The organism is Enterobacter ludwigii, assembly GCA_023023105.1.
GTDB classification, from domain to species: Bacteria; Pseudomonadota; Gammaproteobacteria; order Enterobacterales; family Enterobacteriaceae; genus Enterobacter; species Enterobacter adelaidei.
The window spans coordinates 4,254,636-4,270,887 of the sequence record CP083824.1 but is presented as its reverse complement, the minus strand read 5'-3'; the positions used below and the strand labels follow the sequence as shown (position 1 = coordinate 4,270,887).

The window sequence follows — 16,252 nt, the reverse complement described above, 5'->3', positions numbered from 1 at the left end:
GGTTCGTGAGTGAAAGTCACCTGCCGTCATATCTCAAAACTGACTTGCGAGTCATGTTTGAGATATTTGCTCTTTAAAAATCTGGATCAAGCTGAAAATTGAAACGACACACATGTTATGTGTGTTCGAGTCTCTCAAATTTTCGCAAGTCGATGATGAATCGAAAGAAACATCTTCGGGTTGTGAGGTTAAGCGACTAAGCGTACACGGTGGATGCCCTGGCAGTCAGAGGCGATGAAGGACGTGCTAATCTGCGAAAAGCGCCGGCGAGGTGATATGAACCTTTGACCCGGCGATGTCCGAATGGGGAAACCCAGTGTGATTCGTCACACTATCGTTAACTGAATACATAGGTTAACGAGGCGAACCGGGGGAACTGAAACATCTAAGTACCCCGAGGAAAAGAAATCAACCGAGATTCCCCCAGTAGCGGCGAGCGAACGGGGAGCAGCCCAGAGTCTGAATCAGCTTGTGTGTTAGTGGAACGGTCTGGAAAGTCCGGCGATACAGGGTGACAGCCCCGTACACGAAAATGCACAGGTTGTGAACTCGAAGAGTAGGGCGGGACACGTGGTATCCTGTCTGAATATGGGGGGACCATCCTCCAAGGCTAAATACTCCTGACTGACCGATAGTGAACCAGTACCGTGAGGGAAAGGCGAAAAGAACCCCGGCGAGGGGAGTGAAAAAGAACCTGAAACCGTGTACGTACAAGCAGTGGGAGCACCTTCGTGGTGTGACTGCGTACCTTTTGTATAATGGGTCAGCGACTTATATTCTGTAGCAAGGTTAACCGTATAGGGGAGCCGAAGGGAAACCGAGTCTTAACTGGGCGTTAAGTTGCAGGGTATAGACCCGAAACCCGGTGATCTAGCCATGGGCAGGTTGAAGGTTGGGTAACACTAACTGGAGGACCGAACCGACTAATGTTGAAAAATTAGCGGATGACTTGTGGCTGGGGGTGAAAGGCCAATCAAACCGGGAGATAGCTGGTTCTCCCCGAAAGCTATTTAGGTAGCGCCTCGTGAACTCATCTTCGGGGGTAGAGCACTGTTTCGGCTAGGGGGCCATCCCGGCTTACCAACCCGATGCAAACTACGAATACCGAAGAATGTTATCACGGGAGACACACGGCGGGTGCTAACGTCCGTCGTGAAGAGGGAAACAACCCAGACCGCCAGCTAAGGTCCCAAAGTCATGGTTAAGTGGGAAACGATGTGGGAAGGCACAGACAGCCAGGATGTTGGCTTAGAAGCAGCCATCATTTAAAGAAAGCGTAATAGCTCACTGGTCGAGTCGGCCTGCGCGGAAGATGTAACGGGGCTAAACCATGCACCGAAGCTGCGGCAGCGACGCTTATGCGTTGTTGGGTAGGGGAGCGTTCTGTAAGCCGTTGAAGGTGTCCTGTGAGGGATGCTGGAGGTATCAGAAGTGCGAATGCTGACATAAGTAACGATAATGCGGGTGAAAAGCCCGCACGCCGGAAGACCAAGGGTTCCTGTCCAACGTTAATCGGGGCAGGGTGAGTCGACCCCTAAGGCGAGGCCGAAAGGCGTAGTCGATGGGAAACAGGTTAATATTCCTGTACTTGGTGTTACTGCGAAGGGGGGACGGAGAAGGCTATGTTAGCCGGGCGACGGTTGTCCCGGTTTAAGCATGTAGGCGGAGGTTCCAGGTAAATCCGGTACCTTATTAACGCTGAGGTGTGATGACGAGGCACTACGGTGCTGAAGTAACAAATGCCCTGCTTCCAGGAAAAGCCTCTAAGCATCAGGTAACATCAAATCGTACCCCAAACCGACACAGGTGGTCAGGTAGAGAATACCAAGGCGCTTGAGAGAACTCGGGTGAAGGAACTAGGCAAAATGGTGCCGTAACTTCGGGAGAAGGCACGCTGATATGTAGGTGAAGCCCCTGCGGGTGGAGCTGAAATCAGTCGAAGATACCAGCTGGCTGCAACTGTTTATTAAAAACACAGCACTGTGCAAACACGAAAGTGGACGTATACGGTGTGACGCCTGCCCGGTGCCGGAAGGTTAATTGATGGGGTTAGCGGTAACGCGAAGCTCTTGATCGAAGCCCCGGTAAACGGCGGCCGTAACTATAACGGTCCTAAGGTAGCGAAATTCCTTGTCGGGTAAGTTCCGACCTGCACGAATGGCGTAATGATGGCCAGGCTGTCTCCACCCGAGACTCAGTGAAATTGAACTCGCTGTGAAGATGCAGTGTACCCGCGGCAAGACGGAAAGACCCCGTGAACCTTTACTATAGCTTGACACTGAACACTGGTCCTTGATGTGTAGGATAGGTGGGAGGCTTTGAAGCGTGGACGCCAGTCTGCGTGGAGCCGCCCTTGAAATACCACCCTTTAATGGCTGGTGTTCTAACGTAGACCCGTAATCCGGGTTGCGGACAGTGTCTGGTGGGTAGTTTGACTGGGGCGGTCTCCTCCCAAAGAGTAACGGAGGAGCACGAAGGTTAGCTAATCCTGGTCGGACATCAGGAGGTTAGTGCAATGGCATAAGCTAGCTTGACTGCGAGAGTGACGGCTCGAGCAGGTGCGAAAGCAGGTCATAGTGATCCGGTGGTTCTGAATGGAAGGGCCATCGCTCAACGGATAAAAGGTACTCCGGGGATAACAGGCTGATACCGCCCAAGAGTTCATATCGACGGCGGTGTTTGGCACCTCGATGTCGGCTCATCACATCCTGGGGCTGAAGTAGGTCCCAAGGGTATGGCTGTTCGCCATTTAAAGTGGTACGCGAGCTGGGTTTAGAACGTCGTGAGACAGTTCGGTCCCTATCTGCCGTGGGCGCTGGAGAATTGAGGGGGGCTGCTCCTAGTACGAGAGGACCGGAGTGGACGCATCACTGGTGTTCGGGTTGTCATGCCAATGGCACTGCCCGGTAGCTAAATGCGGAAGAGATAAGTGCTGAAAGCATCTAAGCACGAAACTTGCCCCGAGATGAGTTCTCCCTGACTCCTTGAGAGTCCTGAAGGAACGTTGAAGACTACGACGTTGATAGGTCGGGTGTGTAAGCGCAGCGATGCGTTGAGCTAACCGATACTAATGAACCGTGAGGCTTAACCTTACAACGCCGAAGCTGTTTCGGCGAACGAGAGACAGAAGATTTTCAGCCTTGATACAGATTTAACAGAATTTGCCTGGCGGCTTTAGCGCGGTGGTCCCACCTGACCCCATGCCGAACTCAGAAGTGAAACGCCGTAGCGCCGATGGTAGTGTGGGGTCTCCCCATGTGAGAGTAGGGAACTGCCAGGCATCAAATTTAGCGTGCTGATATGGCTCAGTTGGTAGAGCGCACCCTTGGTAAGGGTGAGGTCCCCAGTTCGACTCTGGGTATCAGCACCACTTTATACTTAGGTTAAAGTTCGGCAAGAAGTAAAAGAATTTGTCTGGCGGCTTTAGCGCGGTGGTCCCACCTGACCCCATGCCGAACTCAGAAGTGAAACGCCGTAGCGCCGATGGTAGTGTGGGGTCTCCCCATGTGAGAGTAGGGAACTGCCAGACATCAAATAAGTGAAAAGGCCATCCGAAAGGATGGCCTTTTTGCGTTTATGTGCAGAAAAAACGGTAGGCCGGGCAAGGCGCAACCCCCACCCGGCAGAGAAAACGACTAATGAATCACCTGCGACAAGAAGGTCCGTGTGCGTTCTGACTTCGGATGAGCAAAGAATTCATCTGGTGGTGCCTGCTCGACAATCTCGCCACGATCCATGAAGATCACCCGATCTGCTACGGTTCTGGCAAATCCCATTTCATGTGTCACGCACAACATGGTCATCCCGGATTGTGCCAGCCCAATCATAGTATCCAGGACTTCCTTCACCATTTCAGGATCCAGTGCTGAGGTAGGTTCATCAAACAGCATGATTTTAGGCTTCATACAAAGCGAGCGGGCGATAGCCACACGCTGCTGTTGACCACCCGATATCTGGCCTGGAAATTTATTGGCATGCTCTGCAATGCGGACGCGTTCCAGATAGTGCATCGCCAGTGCTTCGGCCTCCTTTTTGGGCAACTTTTGAACCCAGATTGGTGCCAGCGTGCAGTTCTGCAGGACGGTCAGATGTGGGAACAAATTAAAGTGTTGAAACACCATTCCTACTTCCTGACGAACACGTTCGATATTGCGGATATCTTCATTCAGCTCAATACCATCAACCACAATGCGTCCCTGTTGATGTTCTTCCAGATGGTTAATACAGCGAATTGTCGTGGATTTACCTGAACCTGAAGGTCCACAAAGTACGATGCGTTCGCCCTGTTTAACCTTCAGGTTGATGTCTTTCAGGACATGAAACTGTCCGTACCATTTATTTACGTCTTCCAGCGTAATCATCGCGTCGGCGGGTGTCATAGTAATTTGGCTCATAATTTCCTCAGTGCGGTGTACGCCCGGTGTTAAAGCGCTTTTCCAGATGCTGGCTATAGCGCGACATGCTAAAACAAAAGATCCAGTAGATTAGGGCAGCAAAGACATATCCTTCGGTGGACATTCCCAACCAGACGGGGTCCACGGTGGCCTGCTGCACGCTGCTAAAGAGATCGAACAATCCGATAATGATTACCAGACTGGTATCTTTGAAGAGGGCAATGATCGTGTTAACCAGACCCGGGATAACCAGCTTGAGTGCCTGGGGAAGAATGACCAGCCCCTGCGTTTTCCAGTAACCGAGCGCCAGTGATTCCGCTGCTTCGTACTGGCCTTTAGGCAACGCCTGCAGACCACCGCGCACAACTTCAGCGACATAGGCGGACTGGAAGAGAATCACACCGACCAGGGCGCGGATCAGTTTGTCGATCGTTGTACCTTCTGCCATAAACAGCGGTAGCATGACCGACGACATAAACAGAACGGTAATGAGCGGTACACCGCGCCAGAACTCAATGAAGATAACGGAAAGGACACGCACGACAGGCATTTTTGAACGCCGTCCCAGGGCAAGTAAAATCCCCCACGGCAGAGCACCGGCTATTCCCACTGAAGCGATAATTAGCGTTAACGTTAGACCGCCCCACTGGCGGGTTTCAACGCGTTCCAGCCCCAGGAAACCGCCATACAACAGCACCCAGACAATAATCGGATAGACCACGGCCCAGACGGCAATATAGCGTCCACGATGAGGCAGCTTTTTCCAGAACATGATAGCGATTGATAGCAGGCCAATAACCAGCGCCAGATTAATCCGCCAGCGCTGTTCGTGCGGATACAATCCATACATGAATTGCCCGAAACGCTCATGAATAAACACCCAGCAGGCACCGGATTTTGTGCAGTCTGCACGGGTTGAACCGACCCAATTGGCCTGTAAAAACGCCCAGTTCAGCAGTGGAGGAATCAATTCCCACATGAGCCACAGGCAGACAATCGTCAACAGGCTGTTACTCCAGCTGGAGAACAGATTCTTACGCGCCCAGAGAATGAAACGTCCACCTGTCGAGTGGGCAGGGCGCGAGGAGTGCGACAGTATCGCTTTTGTCATCATAGTTCCTTAGCGCTCGACCAGTGCTATACGACGGTTATAGAGGTTCATCAGCAATGAAATCACCAGGCTGATGATCAGATAGACAGACATGGTGATGGCGATGGTTTCAATGGCTTGCCCTGTCTGGTTAAGCACGGTTCCAGCGAACAGTGACACCATATCGGGGTAACCAATGGCAGCGGCCAGCGATGAGTTTTTGACAATGTTGAGGTACTGGCTGGTCAGGGGTGGAATGATGACCCTTAATGCCTGAGGTATGATGACCTGGCGAAGCGTCACGGTATGGGGCAACCCCAGAGAGCGTGCTGCCTCGTGTTGTCCATGCGGTACGGCCTGGATCCCTGAACGGATAATCTCAGCGATAAATGCGGACGTATAAATCGAAAGTGCCAGCGTCAGGGATGCCAGTTCAGGGATCAATACCATCCCGCCCTGAAAGTTAAAACCACGCAGATGTGGAACATCCCAGTGTAGTGCGGCACCAAAGAGCCAGTGTGTCAAAAGCGGCAGGCCGATAACCAAGGCAGCAGCCGTTGGCCAGGTTTTACGAAGCTGGCCGGTTTTGATCTGATGCTTGCGGTTAAAGCGGAATACTGCAACAGAAAGGGCAAGCGCTATCACTATCGCGCCAATGAAAGCGTAAAGTCCTTCGCCTGGCAGAGGTGAAGGAATAGACAACCCTCGGTTACTCAGGAAAAACAGATCAAACGCGTCAACGGCCTGGCGGGGACCGGGAAGGTTACGCAGTACGGCGAAATACCAGAAGAAAATCTGCAGCAACGGGGGGATATTGCGGAACGTCTCGATGTAGACAGTTGAAAGCTTCCGCAGTAGCCAGTTTTCAGAAAGACGCGCCAGACCAATAAAGAAGCCCAGTATCGACGCGAAGACGATACAAAGCGCCGATACCAACAGCGTATTCAGTAAACCGACCACGAACACGCGTCCGTACGTGTCACCTTCCTGGTAATCAATAAGGTGCTGAACAATGCCAAACCCCGCGCTGCGATCTAAAAACGCAAAACCGGAGGTAATACCGCGGTTATTCAGGTTGGTGATGGTGTTATGGATGAGATACACGGCGATGAGAACAACCGCAACAATAGCAATAATCTGGAATAGCCAGGCGCGGACCGCGGGATGAGAAAAGGATAGCGATCCTTTTACGGCTGAGCGGCGATGGGACATAAAGAAACCTCAGTAACCATGACTCTGGAGTGGGCACTGCCGAAACAGTGCCCGTTACAGCTATGACTTAACGTACAGGTGGCGCGTACTGAATACCGCCGTTGTTCCAGAGATTGTTCTGGCCGCGTTTGATCTTCAGCGGGCTTTCCGATCCCACGTTGCGTTCAAAGATCTCAGAGTAGTTGCCCACCTGTTTGATGATGTTGTAGGCCCACTTGTTATCCAGCTTCAGATCCTTGCCGAAATCACCTTCTGTACCAAGCAGGTGTGCCATATCCGGGTTGGATGGTTTAGCCGCTTTCTCATCGACGTTTTTCGAGTTGATGCCCATTTCTTCCGCATTCAGCATGGCAAACAGCGTCCAGCGAACGATGGAGAACCAGTCTTCATCGCCACGGCGGACAACCGGTCCAAGAGGTTCTTTCGAGATCACTTCCGGCAGGACAATCCACTCCGCTGGATTGCTCAGCTTAATACGTAACGCATACAGCTGTGACTGGTCAGAGGCCAGTGTGTCACAACGACCAGATTCCAGCGCTTTAGCTGATTCATCGGAGCGGTCAAATGTGACAGGGGTGTATTTCATGTTATTGGCTTTGAAATAATCCGCGACGTTCAGCTCGGTATCGGTGCCCGCCTGAATACAAACCGTGGCACCATCCAGTTCCTTCGCGCTTTTCAGGCCAGCTTTATTGTGGGTAAGGAAGCCGATGCCGTCATAATAGGTTACACCGGTAAATGACATGCCCATACCTGCATCACGGGAAGAGGTCCAGGTCGTATTGCGGGAGAGCATGTCGACCTCGCCGGACTGCAGCGCCGTAAAGCGTTCTTTCGCCGTCAGCGGGGTATATTTTACTTTGCTGTCATCGCCAAAAACGGCGGCGGCGACGCCACGGCAGACATCCACATCAATCCCGGTAAATTTGCCATTAGCATCGGCATAAGAGAAGCCAGGCAAACCGTCACTGATACCACATTGAACAAAACCTTTCTTTTTAACGGCATCCAGTGTCGTTCCCGCATGGGCTTGACCGGCTACGGCAAACATCATGCCTGCAGCGGCCATGCTGGCTATCATCGTCTTTTTCATAATGCATCCTGTGTGGCGAAATTTATCGTTATAGAGGCGTTTTTAAACGCTTTACCTGTCTGTGGCTTTGGCCAACGTTTATAAAGCAAACGTAATGCCAGTTTTGCGTTCGACAAAATAAGAGACGAGTGAACGCTTAATGCTGAGTGTAGACAGGCTTAAATAAAACGAGCGCCCCGAAACGGTGCAAAATTACAACCTGTGCCACAAATCGGAGCAAAAGTTTCAATGCTATTTGGATTGGAAGAGTAGATAGTTTCATGGGTGAATATTGGCAGGGTATTAAATGCTATTAATATGTGAAAATCATCACGATAGGGTGTGCAATTTAAATGGATTCACTAAAAAGATGTGATTGCCTTCAGGCTTGAATTAATCGCGAGGATAAATACAGGGCTATTTTTTTACTTATTTGAAAATAGTGCACTAATTAAAAGCAAAAGCGCGGCTTTGGCCGCGCTTTTTGAACAGATGTTACTTCGTCAGGGCAACAATACCCAGCGTCAAGCCCGCGACTGCGGCAGCACCGCCGGCGATAGCGCCTGCTGTTTCCCAGTTATCCTGGGTGGTGCCTTTCATACAGGTATTGGTATGAACCAGTCGGCCCTGGTCGTCGTAAACCGGTACACATGGAGAATCGTGCGCGCAACCAGCAAGCAGCGCAGCGAGTAGTGCAACGGAAATGAATCTTTTCATGATGTTACCTCAGTATTATTTCTCATCCGCTATAAAGCTAGGAGGGCTATTAACGAACTGGAGGTTATTTTACCACCAGGGTAAGCCCTCGTTACACGAGGAATAATCTCAAATTATGTAGTTTGTAAAAATCGTGGAGAAAAGTCATTTTCAAGGTGAATTAATGGAGGGATTGTGGAGTTGCAAGAAGCTGTTTTTACTTAATGCAAATAACCGTTTTTTTAGAGGGTTATTTTTTAATGCCTAATTCATTGTTTACGTTAAAAATAAAAAAGGCACCAGAGGTGCCTTTCAGGGAAACATTAATCCTTATGGCGAGTAAATCTTCGCCGGACAACCACAAAGAAGACCGGCACGAAGAAAATCGCCAGAAGGGTTGCAGAAAGCATACCTCCCATAACGCCCGTACCGACGGCATTTTGCGCGCCGCTCCCGGCCCCGGTGCTGATCACCAGCGGCATGACACCCAGAATAAAGGCAAGGGACGTCATCAGAATCGGTCGAAGGCGCATTCTTGAGGCTTCCAGCGTGGCTTCAATGAGGCCTTTACCTTCTTTATCCATCAGGTCTTTAGCAAATTCGACGATCAGAATGGCGTTTTTCGCCGATAAACCGATCGTCGTCAGCAGGCCGACCTGGAAATAGACGTCATTGTTTAGCCCACGCAATGATGCTGCGAGAAGTGCACCAATGACACCCAGCGGCACTACCAGCATGACGGAGAAGGGAATGGACCAGCTTTCGTACAGGGCTGCCAGACACAGGAACACCACGATCAGTGAAATGGCGTATAGCGCAGGCGCCTGGTTACCGGAAAGCCGCTCCTGGTATGACATTCCCGTCCAGTCATAGCCGATGCCGGAAGGCAGTTTTGCCGCGAGGCTCTCCATCATAGCCATCGCTTCACCGGTACTTTTACCCGGTGCCGACTCACCAAGAATCTCCATGGAAGGCATCCCGTTATAGCGTTCCAGGCGAGGCGAACCATACACCCAGTGAGCGTTGCTAAAGGCTGAGAACGGGACCATTTCCCCATTCGCGCTGCGTACGTAGAGGCTGTTAATGTCCCCTGGCAACATACGGAATCGGGCATCGGCCTGCACGTAAACCTTTTTCACGCGACCATGATCGATAAAGTCGTTCACATAGGTGCCACCCAACGCAGTCGAGATCGTCTGGTTAACGTCAGAAAGGCTGACACCTAACGCCTGGGCTTTCTCCTGGTCAACATCCAGTTTGAACTGAGGGGTATCTTCCAGACCGTTAGGACGCACGCGCACCAGCAGGTCAGGGTGCTCTTTCACCATGCCGAGAAGTTGATTGCGTGCCTGTGTCAGTTGGGTATGCCCCAGGTTAGCCTGATCAATCAACTCAAAGTCGAAGCCCGTTGCGGTACCTAACTCAATAATGGCAGGCAGGTTAAACGGGAACACAAGGCCGTCTTTAATCTGACTGAAGGCTTTCGTCGCGCGACCGACAATGGCCTCGACGCCATTTTTCTCCCCCGGGCGCTCCTCCCAGGGCTTCAGGCTGACGAACGCAATACCGGAGTTCTGACCCTGGCCGCTGAAGCTAAAGCCGTTAACGGTAAAGACGGACTCAACATTTGCCTTCTCTTTGTTCAGATAGTAGTCCTGAACCTGATCGAGAACCTGCTGAGTCCGCGTCTGGGTCGCACCTGCCGGGAGTTGAACCATCGTCATAAACACCCCCTGATCCTCTTCGGGCAGGAAGGAGGTGGGTAAACGCAGGAAGAGCACCGCCATCCCACCGACAATAATGACGTACACCACCAGATAGCGCCCGGTCTTACGCAAAATACCGCTCACGCTGTTGCTGTAGTGTTCCACGCTCTGATCAAAGCGCGCATTAAACCAGCCAAAGAAGCCCCCTTTTTTTTCATGGTGGCCGCTGGAGACTGGCTTAAGCAATGTTGCACACAGCGCTGGCGTAAGGATCAGCGCGACAAGCACAGACAGCGCCATCGCCGAAACGATAGTCAGTGAGAACTGGCGATAGATCGCCCCCGTCGAGCCACCAAAAAAGGCCATTGGAATAAAGACCGCCGAGAGCACCATGGCTATACCCACCAGTGCCCCCTGGATCTGCCCCATTGATTTCTGCGTTGCCTCTTTTGGCGGCAGTTTGTCCTCAACCATGACACGTTCAACGTTCTCGACAACCACGATAGCGTCATCAACCAGCAGACCTATCGCCAGCACCATCCCGAACATCGTGAGGGTATTGATTGAGAAGCCGAATGCTGCCAGCACCGCAAAAGTGCCCAGCAGGACGACCGGCACCGCGATAGTCGGGATGAGCGTCGCCCGCAGGTTTTGCAGGAACAGGTACATGACCAGGAAGACGAGAACGATCGCTTCAAACAGGGTCTTCACCACTTCGTGGATGGAGATTTTCACAAACGGCGTGGTGTCATACGGGTAGACAACCTTCAGACCTTGCGGGAAGAATTGTTGCAACTGCGCCAGTTTGCTCTTGATGGCTGCTGCCGTATCCAGCGCGTTTGCCCCGGTTGCCAGTTTAATCCCCAGACCTGTTGCCGCCTGCCCGTTGATTTTGGTCACCATATTGTAGTTTTCGCCACCCAGTTCAATGCGAGCCACGTCCTTCAGGTGAACCATGGAACCGTCCTGGTTCACCTTGAGCGTCACGCGGCCAAACTCTTCCGGTGATTTCAGACGGGTTTGTGCGATGATCGAGGCATTCAACTGCTGTCCTGGGATGGATGGCGTCCCGCCCAACTGGCCTGCCGCTATCTGGTCGTTCTGCGTTTTCAACTGGTTGATAATATCCAGCGGCGTCAGCTGGTATTTGTTCATCGCATTGCTGTCGAGCCAGATGCGCATCGCATATTGGGCGCCAAACAGCTGCACGTCACCGACACCAGACGTTCGGCTGATGGCATCTTTGACGTTCGAAGCGACATAGTCGGAGATGTCATTCTGCGTAAGGTTTTTATTGTCTGATACAAAACCGGCGACCAGCAGGAAGCTGCTGCTGGATTTCTCCACGCCAATCCCTTGCTGCTGCACCTCTTGCGGCAGCAGCGGCATGGCGAGCTGCAGCTTGTTTTGTACCTGCACCTGGGCGATGTCCGGATCGGTTCCTGACTGGAAAGTCAGGGTGATAGTGACGTTACCCGCTGAATCGCTGGTGGAGGACATATACATCAGGTTATCAATACCGTTCATGTTCTGTTCGATAACCTGGGTCACGGTATCCTGCACCGTTTGAGCATCTGCTCCCGGGTAAGTTGCGGATATGGCCACGGCGGGAGGGGCGATGGTCGGATACTGTGCGACGGGAAGTTTGAGAATGGCCAGCCCGCCTGCAATCATCAAAATGATGGCAAGTACCCAGGCGAAAACAGGCCTCTGAATAAAGAAATTAGCCATGTCGTCGTCCCTTAACCGGCTGGTGTCGTGGTGGTATCCGGCGTGGCGACGACGGTAGCCCCCGGTCTGACTTTCTGTAAACCGCTGACAATCACACGGTCACCGTTTTTTAAACCTCCTGTCACCAGCCACCGATCGCCAATCGCCTGAGGCGCAACAACGGTACGCGACTCCACCTGGTTTTTGTCGTTAACCAGCAGTACGGTAGCGTCGCCCTGTGGTGTGCGTGTCACACCTTGTTGTGGAACCAGAATGGCATCCGGTTGTATGCCTTCATCAATACGGGCGCGAACAAACATACCGGGTAACAGCAGGTGTTGAGGATTAGGGAAAATGGCACGCAGAGTAATCGAACCGGTACTTTCGTCGACGGTAACATCAGAGAATTGCAATGTGCCTTTCAGCGGATAGGGCTGACCATTCTCCATCAGCAACTCAACGGTGCTGGTGGCATCGCCTTTCTGCAGGCTGGTCTGTTTCAGTCGCATGAAATCATTGCTGGACTGTGTGACATCGACATAAATCGGATCAAGCTGCTGGACTGTTGCCAGTGCGGTGGCCTGTCCGCTCGTAACAAGCGCTCCCTCGGTTACGCTGGATTTACCGATGCGACCAGCGACAGGTGACGTCACTTTGGTATAGGCAAGATTGATACGTGCAGATTCCACACCTGCCTGGGCGGCGGCAACGCTGGCGTCTGCCTGTTGAGCCGCCGCCACTGCCTGATCGTATTCCTGTTTGCTCACATATTGTGTGCCAACCAGCGGGAGATAACGCTTCACCGTCAGATGCGCGATATTCGCTGCTGCCTGAGACTTCAACAGTTCGGCTTTGGCGTTGTCATAGGCCGCCTGCCAGGTCGCGGGATCAATCTGGTAAAGTGACTCACCTGCTTTAACATCGCTCCCTTCCGTGAAATTGCGACGGAGGATTATGCCGCTAACCTGCGGGCGAACCTCCGCAACGCGAAATGCATCTGTTCTGCCCGGGAGTTCAGTGGTGACAGCCAGAGGGGCGCTTTTCACTATATGGACGCTGACCTGAGGTGCCTGTGGATGTTGTTGATGATTTTCCTGTCCATCGCATCCAGTGAGCAGTACCGCACAGACAATGAAACCGGATAAGGGTAAGCGTCTGAAATGATTTGTCATTACTGTTCCTTTAAATACCCATTAACCGATATTTGCCGTGGCTCGGTAGCTGGGGCAGAGGGATAAAAATAAAATGTAGCTGCGTATAATAATGAGGGTATTTAATGTTTTTTAATTTATAAGTGAGAATGACCAACTATGTTGGAAAAATCAGAATCAGACCCGGTGTAATCAGCGTTATACTTCTGGCGTGTTAATCAGATAAATAGAGTTTAATTTCTCATGCTATTCATTTGGTGAATTTAATTGTGCTTATGTATTTACCTTAATTATAAATTAAGTTAATTGACTTTTTTTGTGCAAAATTAAAACTGATTTTGGTGAATACTTTCCTTCAACTGAACCCGGTATGACGTACAAATCTTGTGAGTAACGAGTAGTTATCTATGGCGCGTAAAAAGAAAGAAGAGGCTCAACAAACCCGACAGCAGCTGATCGAAGCGGCTATTGAACAGTTTGCGATGCGTGGCGTGGCCAACACGACGCTGACGGATATCGCTGATGCTGCTAAGGTTACGCGCGGTGCGATCTACTGGCACTTTACCAGTAAATCAGAAATATTTAATGCCATCTGGGAACAGCAATTACCACTTCGGGACATTATTCGCGACAGACTTTCTGTTTCTGAAAATGATGATCCGTTGTTAATACTTCGTGAGCAATTTATTACTGCATTGCAATATATTGCGCGTGAGCCCCGACAATGTGCACTTTTACAAATTTTGTATCATAAGTGTGAATTCAGCAATGATATGACTCAAGAGAGTGAAATCAGAAAGCGCATTGGATTCAATTATGACTATTTACGTGCCACGCTGGAGGCATGTATTGCGCGAAAAAACATTTCGGCACAGGTAAATGTTGATCTTACTTTGATTGTATTTCACGGTTTTTTTAGCGGAATAATTAAAAACTGGTTAATGAATAACGACAGTTTTAATCTATATCAGCAGGCTCCGGCACTGGTCGATAGCATTCTGGCGACACTCCCTGTCATCCGAGTATCGCCCGATGATGCTTACTGCTCAGCGTCAGGTAACATTTCTCCCCTGGCACAAAGCGCCTCTATGGTCTGTGCGCTGACAGGTTTACCTAACAGATAACCCTGAAGGGTGTTACAGCCTAGCTCTGTCAAAAAGGTTTGCTGTGCTTCGGTTTCTACACCTTCAGCCACGACTTTCAGGTTGAGTGTTTTTGCGAGAGCCACAATCGCCGAGACAATGGTTGCATCTCCGCTTTCCCCACTTAACTCTTTCACAAATGCTTTGTCGATCTTCAATTCACAGGCCGGTAAACGCTTGAGATACAGCAGGCTCGAATATCCGGTACCAAAGTCATCAATGGAGGCTTTCACACCCGCATCGGTCAGCTCCGTCAACACACGTACACTCTCATCCGGGTTACTCATTGCCGTGGTTTCCGTCACTTCGAGGATCAACTTTTCCGGTGGCACATTGTGGTGCGCCAGACAGTCGAGAACGGTTTTTACCAGTGACGGTTGTTCAAACTGCAATGTCGAGAGGTTTACGGCCATCGACCAGCTTTGATGGCCCTGAAGATGCCATTCCCTCAACTGGCGACAGGCTTCATTGATTACCCAGTTACCGATGGGAATGATGAGCCCCGTTTTTTCCGCCAGCGGCAGAAAAAGGTCTGGCGTCAGTAATCCTTGTTTCGGGTGTTGCCAGCGCAGTAACGCCTCGAAACCGAGGACAGGGCCAGCTGGCGCGTGAAATTTTGGCTGATAAACAAGGCGGAGCTCATCACGATTAATAGCCATCCACAGGTCGTTCATTAACTGGAGATGGGTCTGCGCCAGAGTGTTCATGGAGGGCTGGAAGAAGTGGTAGCCATTTCGTCCCATATGTTTGGTGTGGTACATCGCTGCATCCGCATTAAACATCAGCTCACGCTCGGTTTTGCCGTCGTGAGGATACAATGCGATACCAATGCTGAGTGTCACCATCAGTTCATAGGGATCGAGATTGAACGGGCTATCTATCGCGTGAACCAGTGAGTTTGCCAGAGAAGCCGCATCGTCCGGACCTTCTCCTTCTGCAAGCAGAACAAACTCATCACCACCGATACGTGCAAGGGTGAACTGGCCTTTCAGGGGAAGCAACAGACGCTGCGTCACGGCGACCAGCAGCTTGTCACCGATATCATGGCCGTAGGCGTCATTGATGGCTTTAAAACCGTCAAGATCCATGAACATCAAGGCAAAATTGCTGCCTTCACGAGCGGCTTTGCAGATGGCCTGATCGAGTCGGTCTTCCAGCAGTACACGATTGGGCAGACGCGTTAGCGTATCTTGCAGCGCCAGCTGCGCGAGTTCCCGGTTAGCCTCTGCAAGCGATGAGGCAAGAAGGGCGGTACGTGCCTGAAGGCGGGCATCCAGCATCGACACCAGCAGGCTGATCCCAAGAATAGAGAGAGCAACAACGCTGACCAGCACCGCCAGCCAGCTCCCGTTAATGCCGTCATGGTGCACCATCGTCGACATTGGAAACTGTGCGGCTTTCATTCCGGCGTAGTGCATACCGGCAATGGCAATCCCCATGGTGATGGCAGCACCCATGCGCATCAGTACGACCTGAGCGGCTTCCTGGCGCAAGCGGAACGTCAGCCACAATGCCGCGAGTGAAGCGGCAAGTGCAATGGCGACCGAAATGGCGACCCATAGCTTGTCCCAGATAATACCCGGTGTGACCTCCAGCGCTGCCATACCGGTGTAATGCATGGCCACGATGCCACTTCCCATCACTAACGCCCCGGGCAATAGACGGCGTAAACGCAATCGCTCGCAGCTGACGAGCCATAGAGCAAACAGTGACGAACCCACCGCTATGATCATGGATAACACCGTCAGATTGGCGTTGTAACTCATGCTCATGGAGAGGTCCATCGCCAGCATGCCGATGAAATGCATCGCCCACACGCCAATACCCATGGCAATCCCGCCACCAGCCAGCCAGATACGGGCTGCGACACCCTGGCTCCCGGCAACGCGCGCGGCCATATTCAGCGCGGTATACGCGGCAAGGATAGCAACAACAAAGGAGAGGACTACAAGGATATGGTTGTATTGGCTAACCAGCATGGTCGGTTCTACTCGAGTTTGACGTTACGCCAGAGCGGTTGAGAAGGGCGAGACATTATCATCGGAAAGTAATGGCTCAAAGGGATTTAAATCCCTGTTT

The 16,252-nt window shown here is 51.5% G+C and carries 9 protein-coding genes, 1 tRNA gene and 3 rRNA genes; 5 read left to right on the top strand and 8 right to left on the bottom strand.

Annotated features, from left to right (window positions below):
• The first annotated feature begins 186 nt into the window (after positions 1-186).
• The 4 genes from LCD46_20675 to rrf (LCD46_20660) all read left to right on the top strand — a co-directional run bounded on the left by LCD46_20675 (position 187) and on the right by rrf (LCD46_20660) (position 3,529).
• Positions 187-3,092: ribosomal RNA gene (locus LCD46_20675) — 23S ribosomal RNA — on the top strand.
• Positions 3,093-3,164: 72 nt separating this feature from the next.
• A 5S ribosomal RNA gene (gene rrf / locus LCD46_20670) occupies positions 3,165-3,280 on the top strand.
• Positions 3,281-3,294: 14 nt separating this feature from the next.
• Positions 3,295-3,370 (top strand) — tRNA-Thr (locus tag LCD46_20665).
• A gap of 43 nt (positions 3,371-3,413) precedes the next feature.
• A 5S ribosomal RNA gene (gene rrf, locus LCD46_20660) occupies positions 3,414-3,529 on the top strand.
• Between the two features lie 106 nt (positions 3,530-3,635).
• Here rrf (LCD46_20660) and LCD46_20655 read toward each other — a convergent pair.
• The 7 genes from LCD46_20655 to LCD46_20625 form a co-directional block, all read right to left on the bottom strand.
• Positions 3,636-4,394, bottom strand: a complete 759-nt coding sequence (locus LCD46_20655) for an amino acid ABC transporter ATP-binding protein (protein UOY70412.1) — start codon at positions 4,392-4,394, stop codon at positions 3,636-3,638.
• 7 nt (positions 4,395-4,401) lie between these two features.
• A complete protein-coding gene (locus LCD46_20650; GenBank protein UOY70411.1) occupies positions 4,402-5,505 on the bottom strand; it encodes an amino acid ABC transporter permease in 1,104 nt (367 codons plus the stop codon).
• A gap of 9 nt (positions 5,506-5,514) precedes the next feature.
• On the bottom strand, positions 5,515-6,696 hold the full coding sequence (locus LCD46_20645) for an amino acid ABC transporter permease (GenBank protein ID UOY70410.1): 1,182 nt from the start codon (positions 6,694-6,696) through the stop codon (positions 5,515-5,517).
• A 67-nt stretch (positions 6,697-6,763) separates the two neighbouring features.
• Entirely contained in the window at positions 6,764-7,789 is a 1,026-nt protein-coding gene (locus LCD46_20640) for an amino acid ABC transporter substrate-binding protein (protein ID UOY70409.1), read from the bottom strand.
• A 474-nt stretch (positions 7,790-8,263) separates the two neighbouring features.
• A complete protein-coding gene (locus LCD46_20635; GenBank protein UOY70408.1) occupies positions 8,264-8,485 on the bottom strand; it encodes a lipoprotein in 222 nt (73 codons plus the stop codon).
• Positions 8,486-8,787: 302 nt separating this feature from the next.
• Positions 8,788-11,901, bottom strand: a complete 3,114-nt coding sequence (locus LCD46_20630; protein ID UOY70407.1) for an efflux RND transporter permease subunit — start codon at positions 11,899-11,901, stop codon at positions 8,788-8,790.
• A gap of 11 nt (positions 11,902-11,912) precedes the next feature.
• Positions 11,913-13,052 carry an efflux RND transporter periplasmic adaptor subunit gene (locus LCD46_20625; GenBank protein ID UOY70406.1) on the bottom strand — a complete coding sequence of 380 codons (1,140 nt, stop codon included), beginning with the start codon at positions 13,050-13,052 and terminating at the stop codon, positions 11,913-11,915.
• Between the two features lie 386 nt (positions 13,053-13,438).
• On the opposite strand from LCD46_20625, the gene envR reads away from it, so the two are divergent.
• The gene (envR, locus tag LCD46_20620) at positions 13,439-14,155 is read left to right on the top strand and encodes an acrEF/envCD operon transcriptional regulator (protein UOY70405.1); all 717 of its coding nucleotides are present in this window, start codon (positions 13,439-13,441) and stop codon (positions 14,153-14,155) included.
• Here the strand turns inward: envR and LCD46_20615 are convergent.
• Complete coding sequence (locus LCD46_20615; GenBank protein ID UOY70404.1) at positions 14,071-16,152, bottom strand: EAL domain-containing protein; 2,082 nt, start codon at positions 16,150-16,152, stop codon at positions 14,071-14,073. The genes envR and LCD46_20615 overlap by 85 nt on opposite strands.
• Between the last annotated feature and the right edge of the window lie 100 nt (positions 16,153-16,252).

Coding starts and splice junctions, on each gene's coding strand:
- LCD46_20655 (UOY70412.1), bottom strand. CDS start 4,394: ATGAGCCAAATTACTATGACACCCGCCGACGCGATGATTACGCTGGAA.
- LCD46_20615 (UOY70404.1), bottom strand. CDS start 16,152: ATGCTGGTTAGCCAATACAACCATATCCTTGTAGTCCTCTCCTTTGTT.
- LCD46_20630 (UOY70407.1), bottom strand. CDS start 11,901: ATGGCTAATTTCTTTATTCAGAGGCCTGTTTTCGCCTGGGTACTTGCC.
- LCD46_20645 (UOY70410.1), bottom strand. CDS start 6,696: ATGTCCCATCGCCGCTCAGCCGTAAAAGGATCGCTATCCTTTTCTCAT.
- LCD46_20640 (UOY70409.1), bottom strand. CDS start 7,789: ATGAAAAAGACGATGATAGCCAGCATGGCCGCTGCAGGCATGATGTTT.
- LCD46_20650 (UOY70411.1), bottom strand. CDS start 5,505: ATGACAAAAGCGATACTGTCGCACTCCTCGCGCCCTGCCCACTCGACA.
- envR (UOY70405.1), top strand. CDS start 13,439: ATGGCGCGTAAAAAGAAAGAAGAGGCTCAACAAACCCGACAGCAGCTG.
- LCD46_20625 (UOY70406.1), bottom strand. CDS start 13,052: ATGACAAATCATTTCAGACGCTTACCCTTATCCGGTTTCATTGTCTGT.
- LCD46_20635 (UOY70408.1), bottom strand. CDS start 8,485: ATGAAAAGATTCATTTCCGTTGCACTACTCGCTGCGCTGCTTGCTGGT.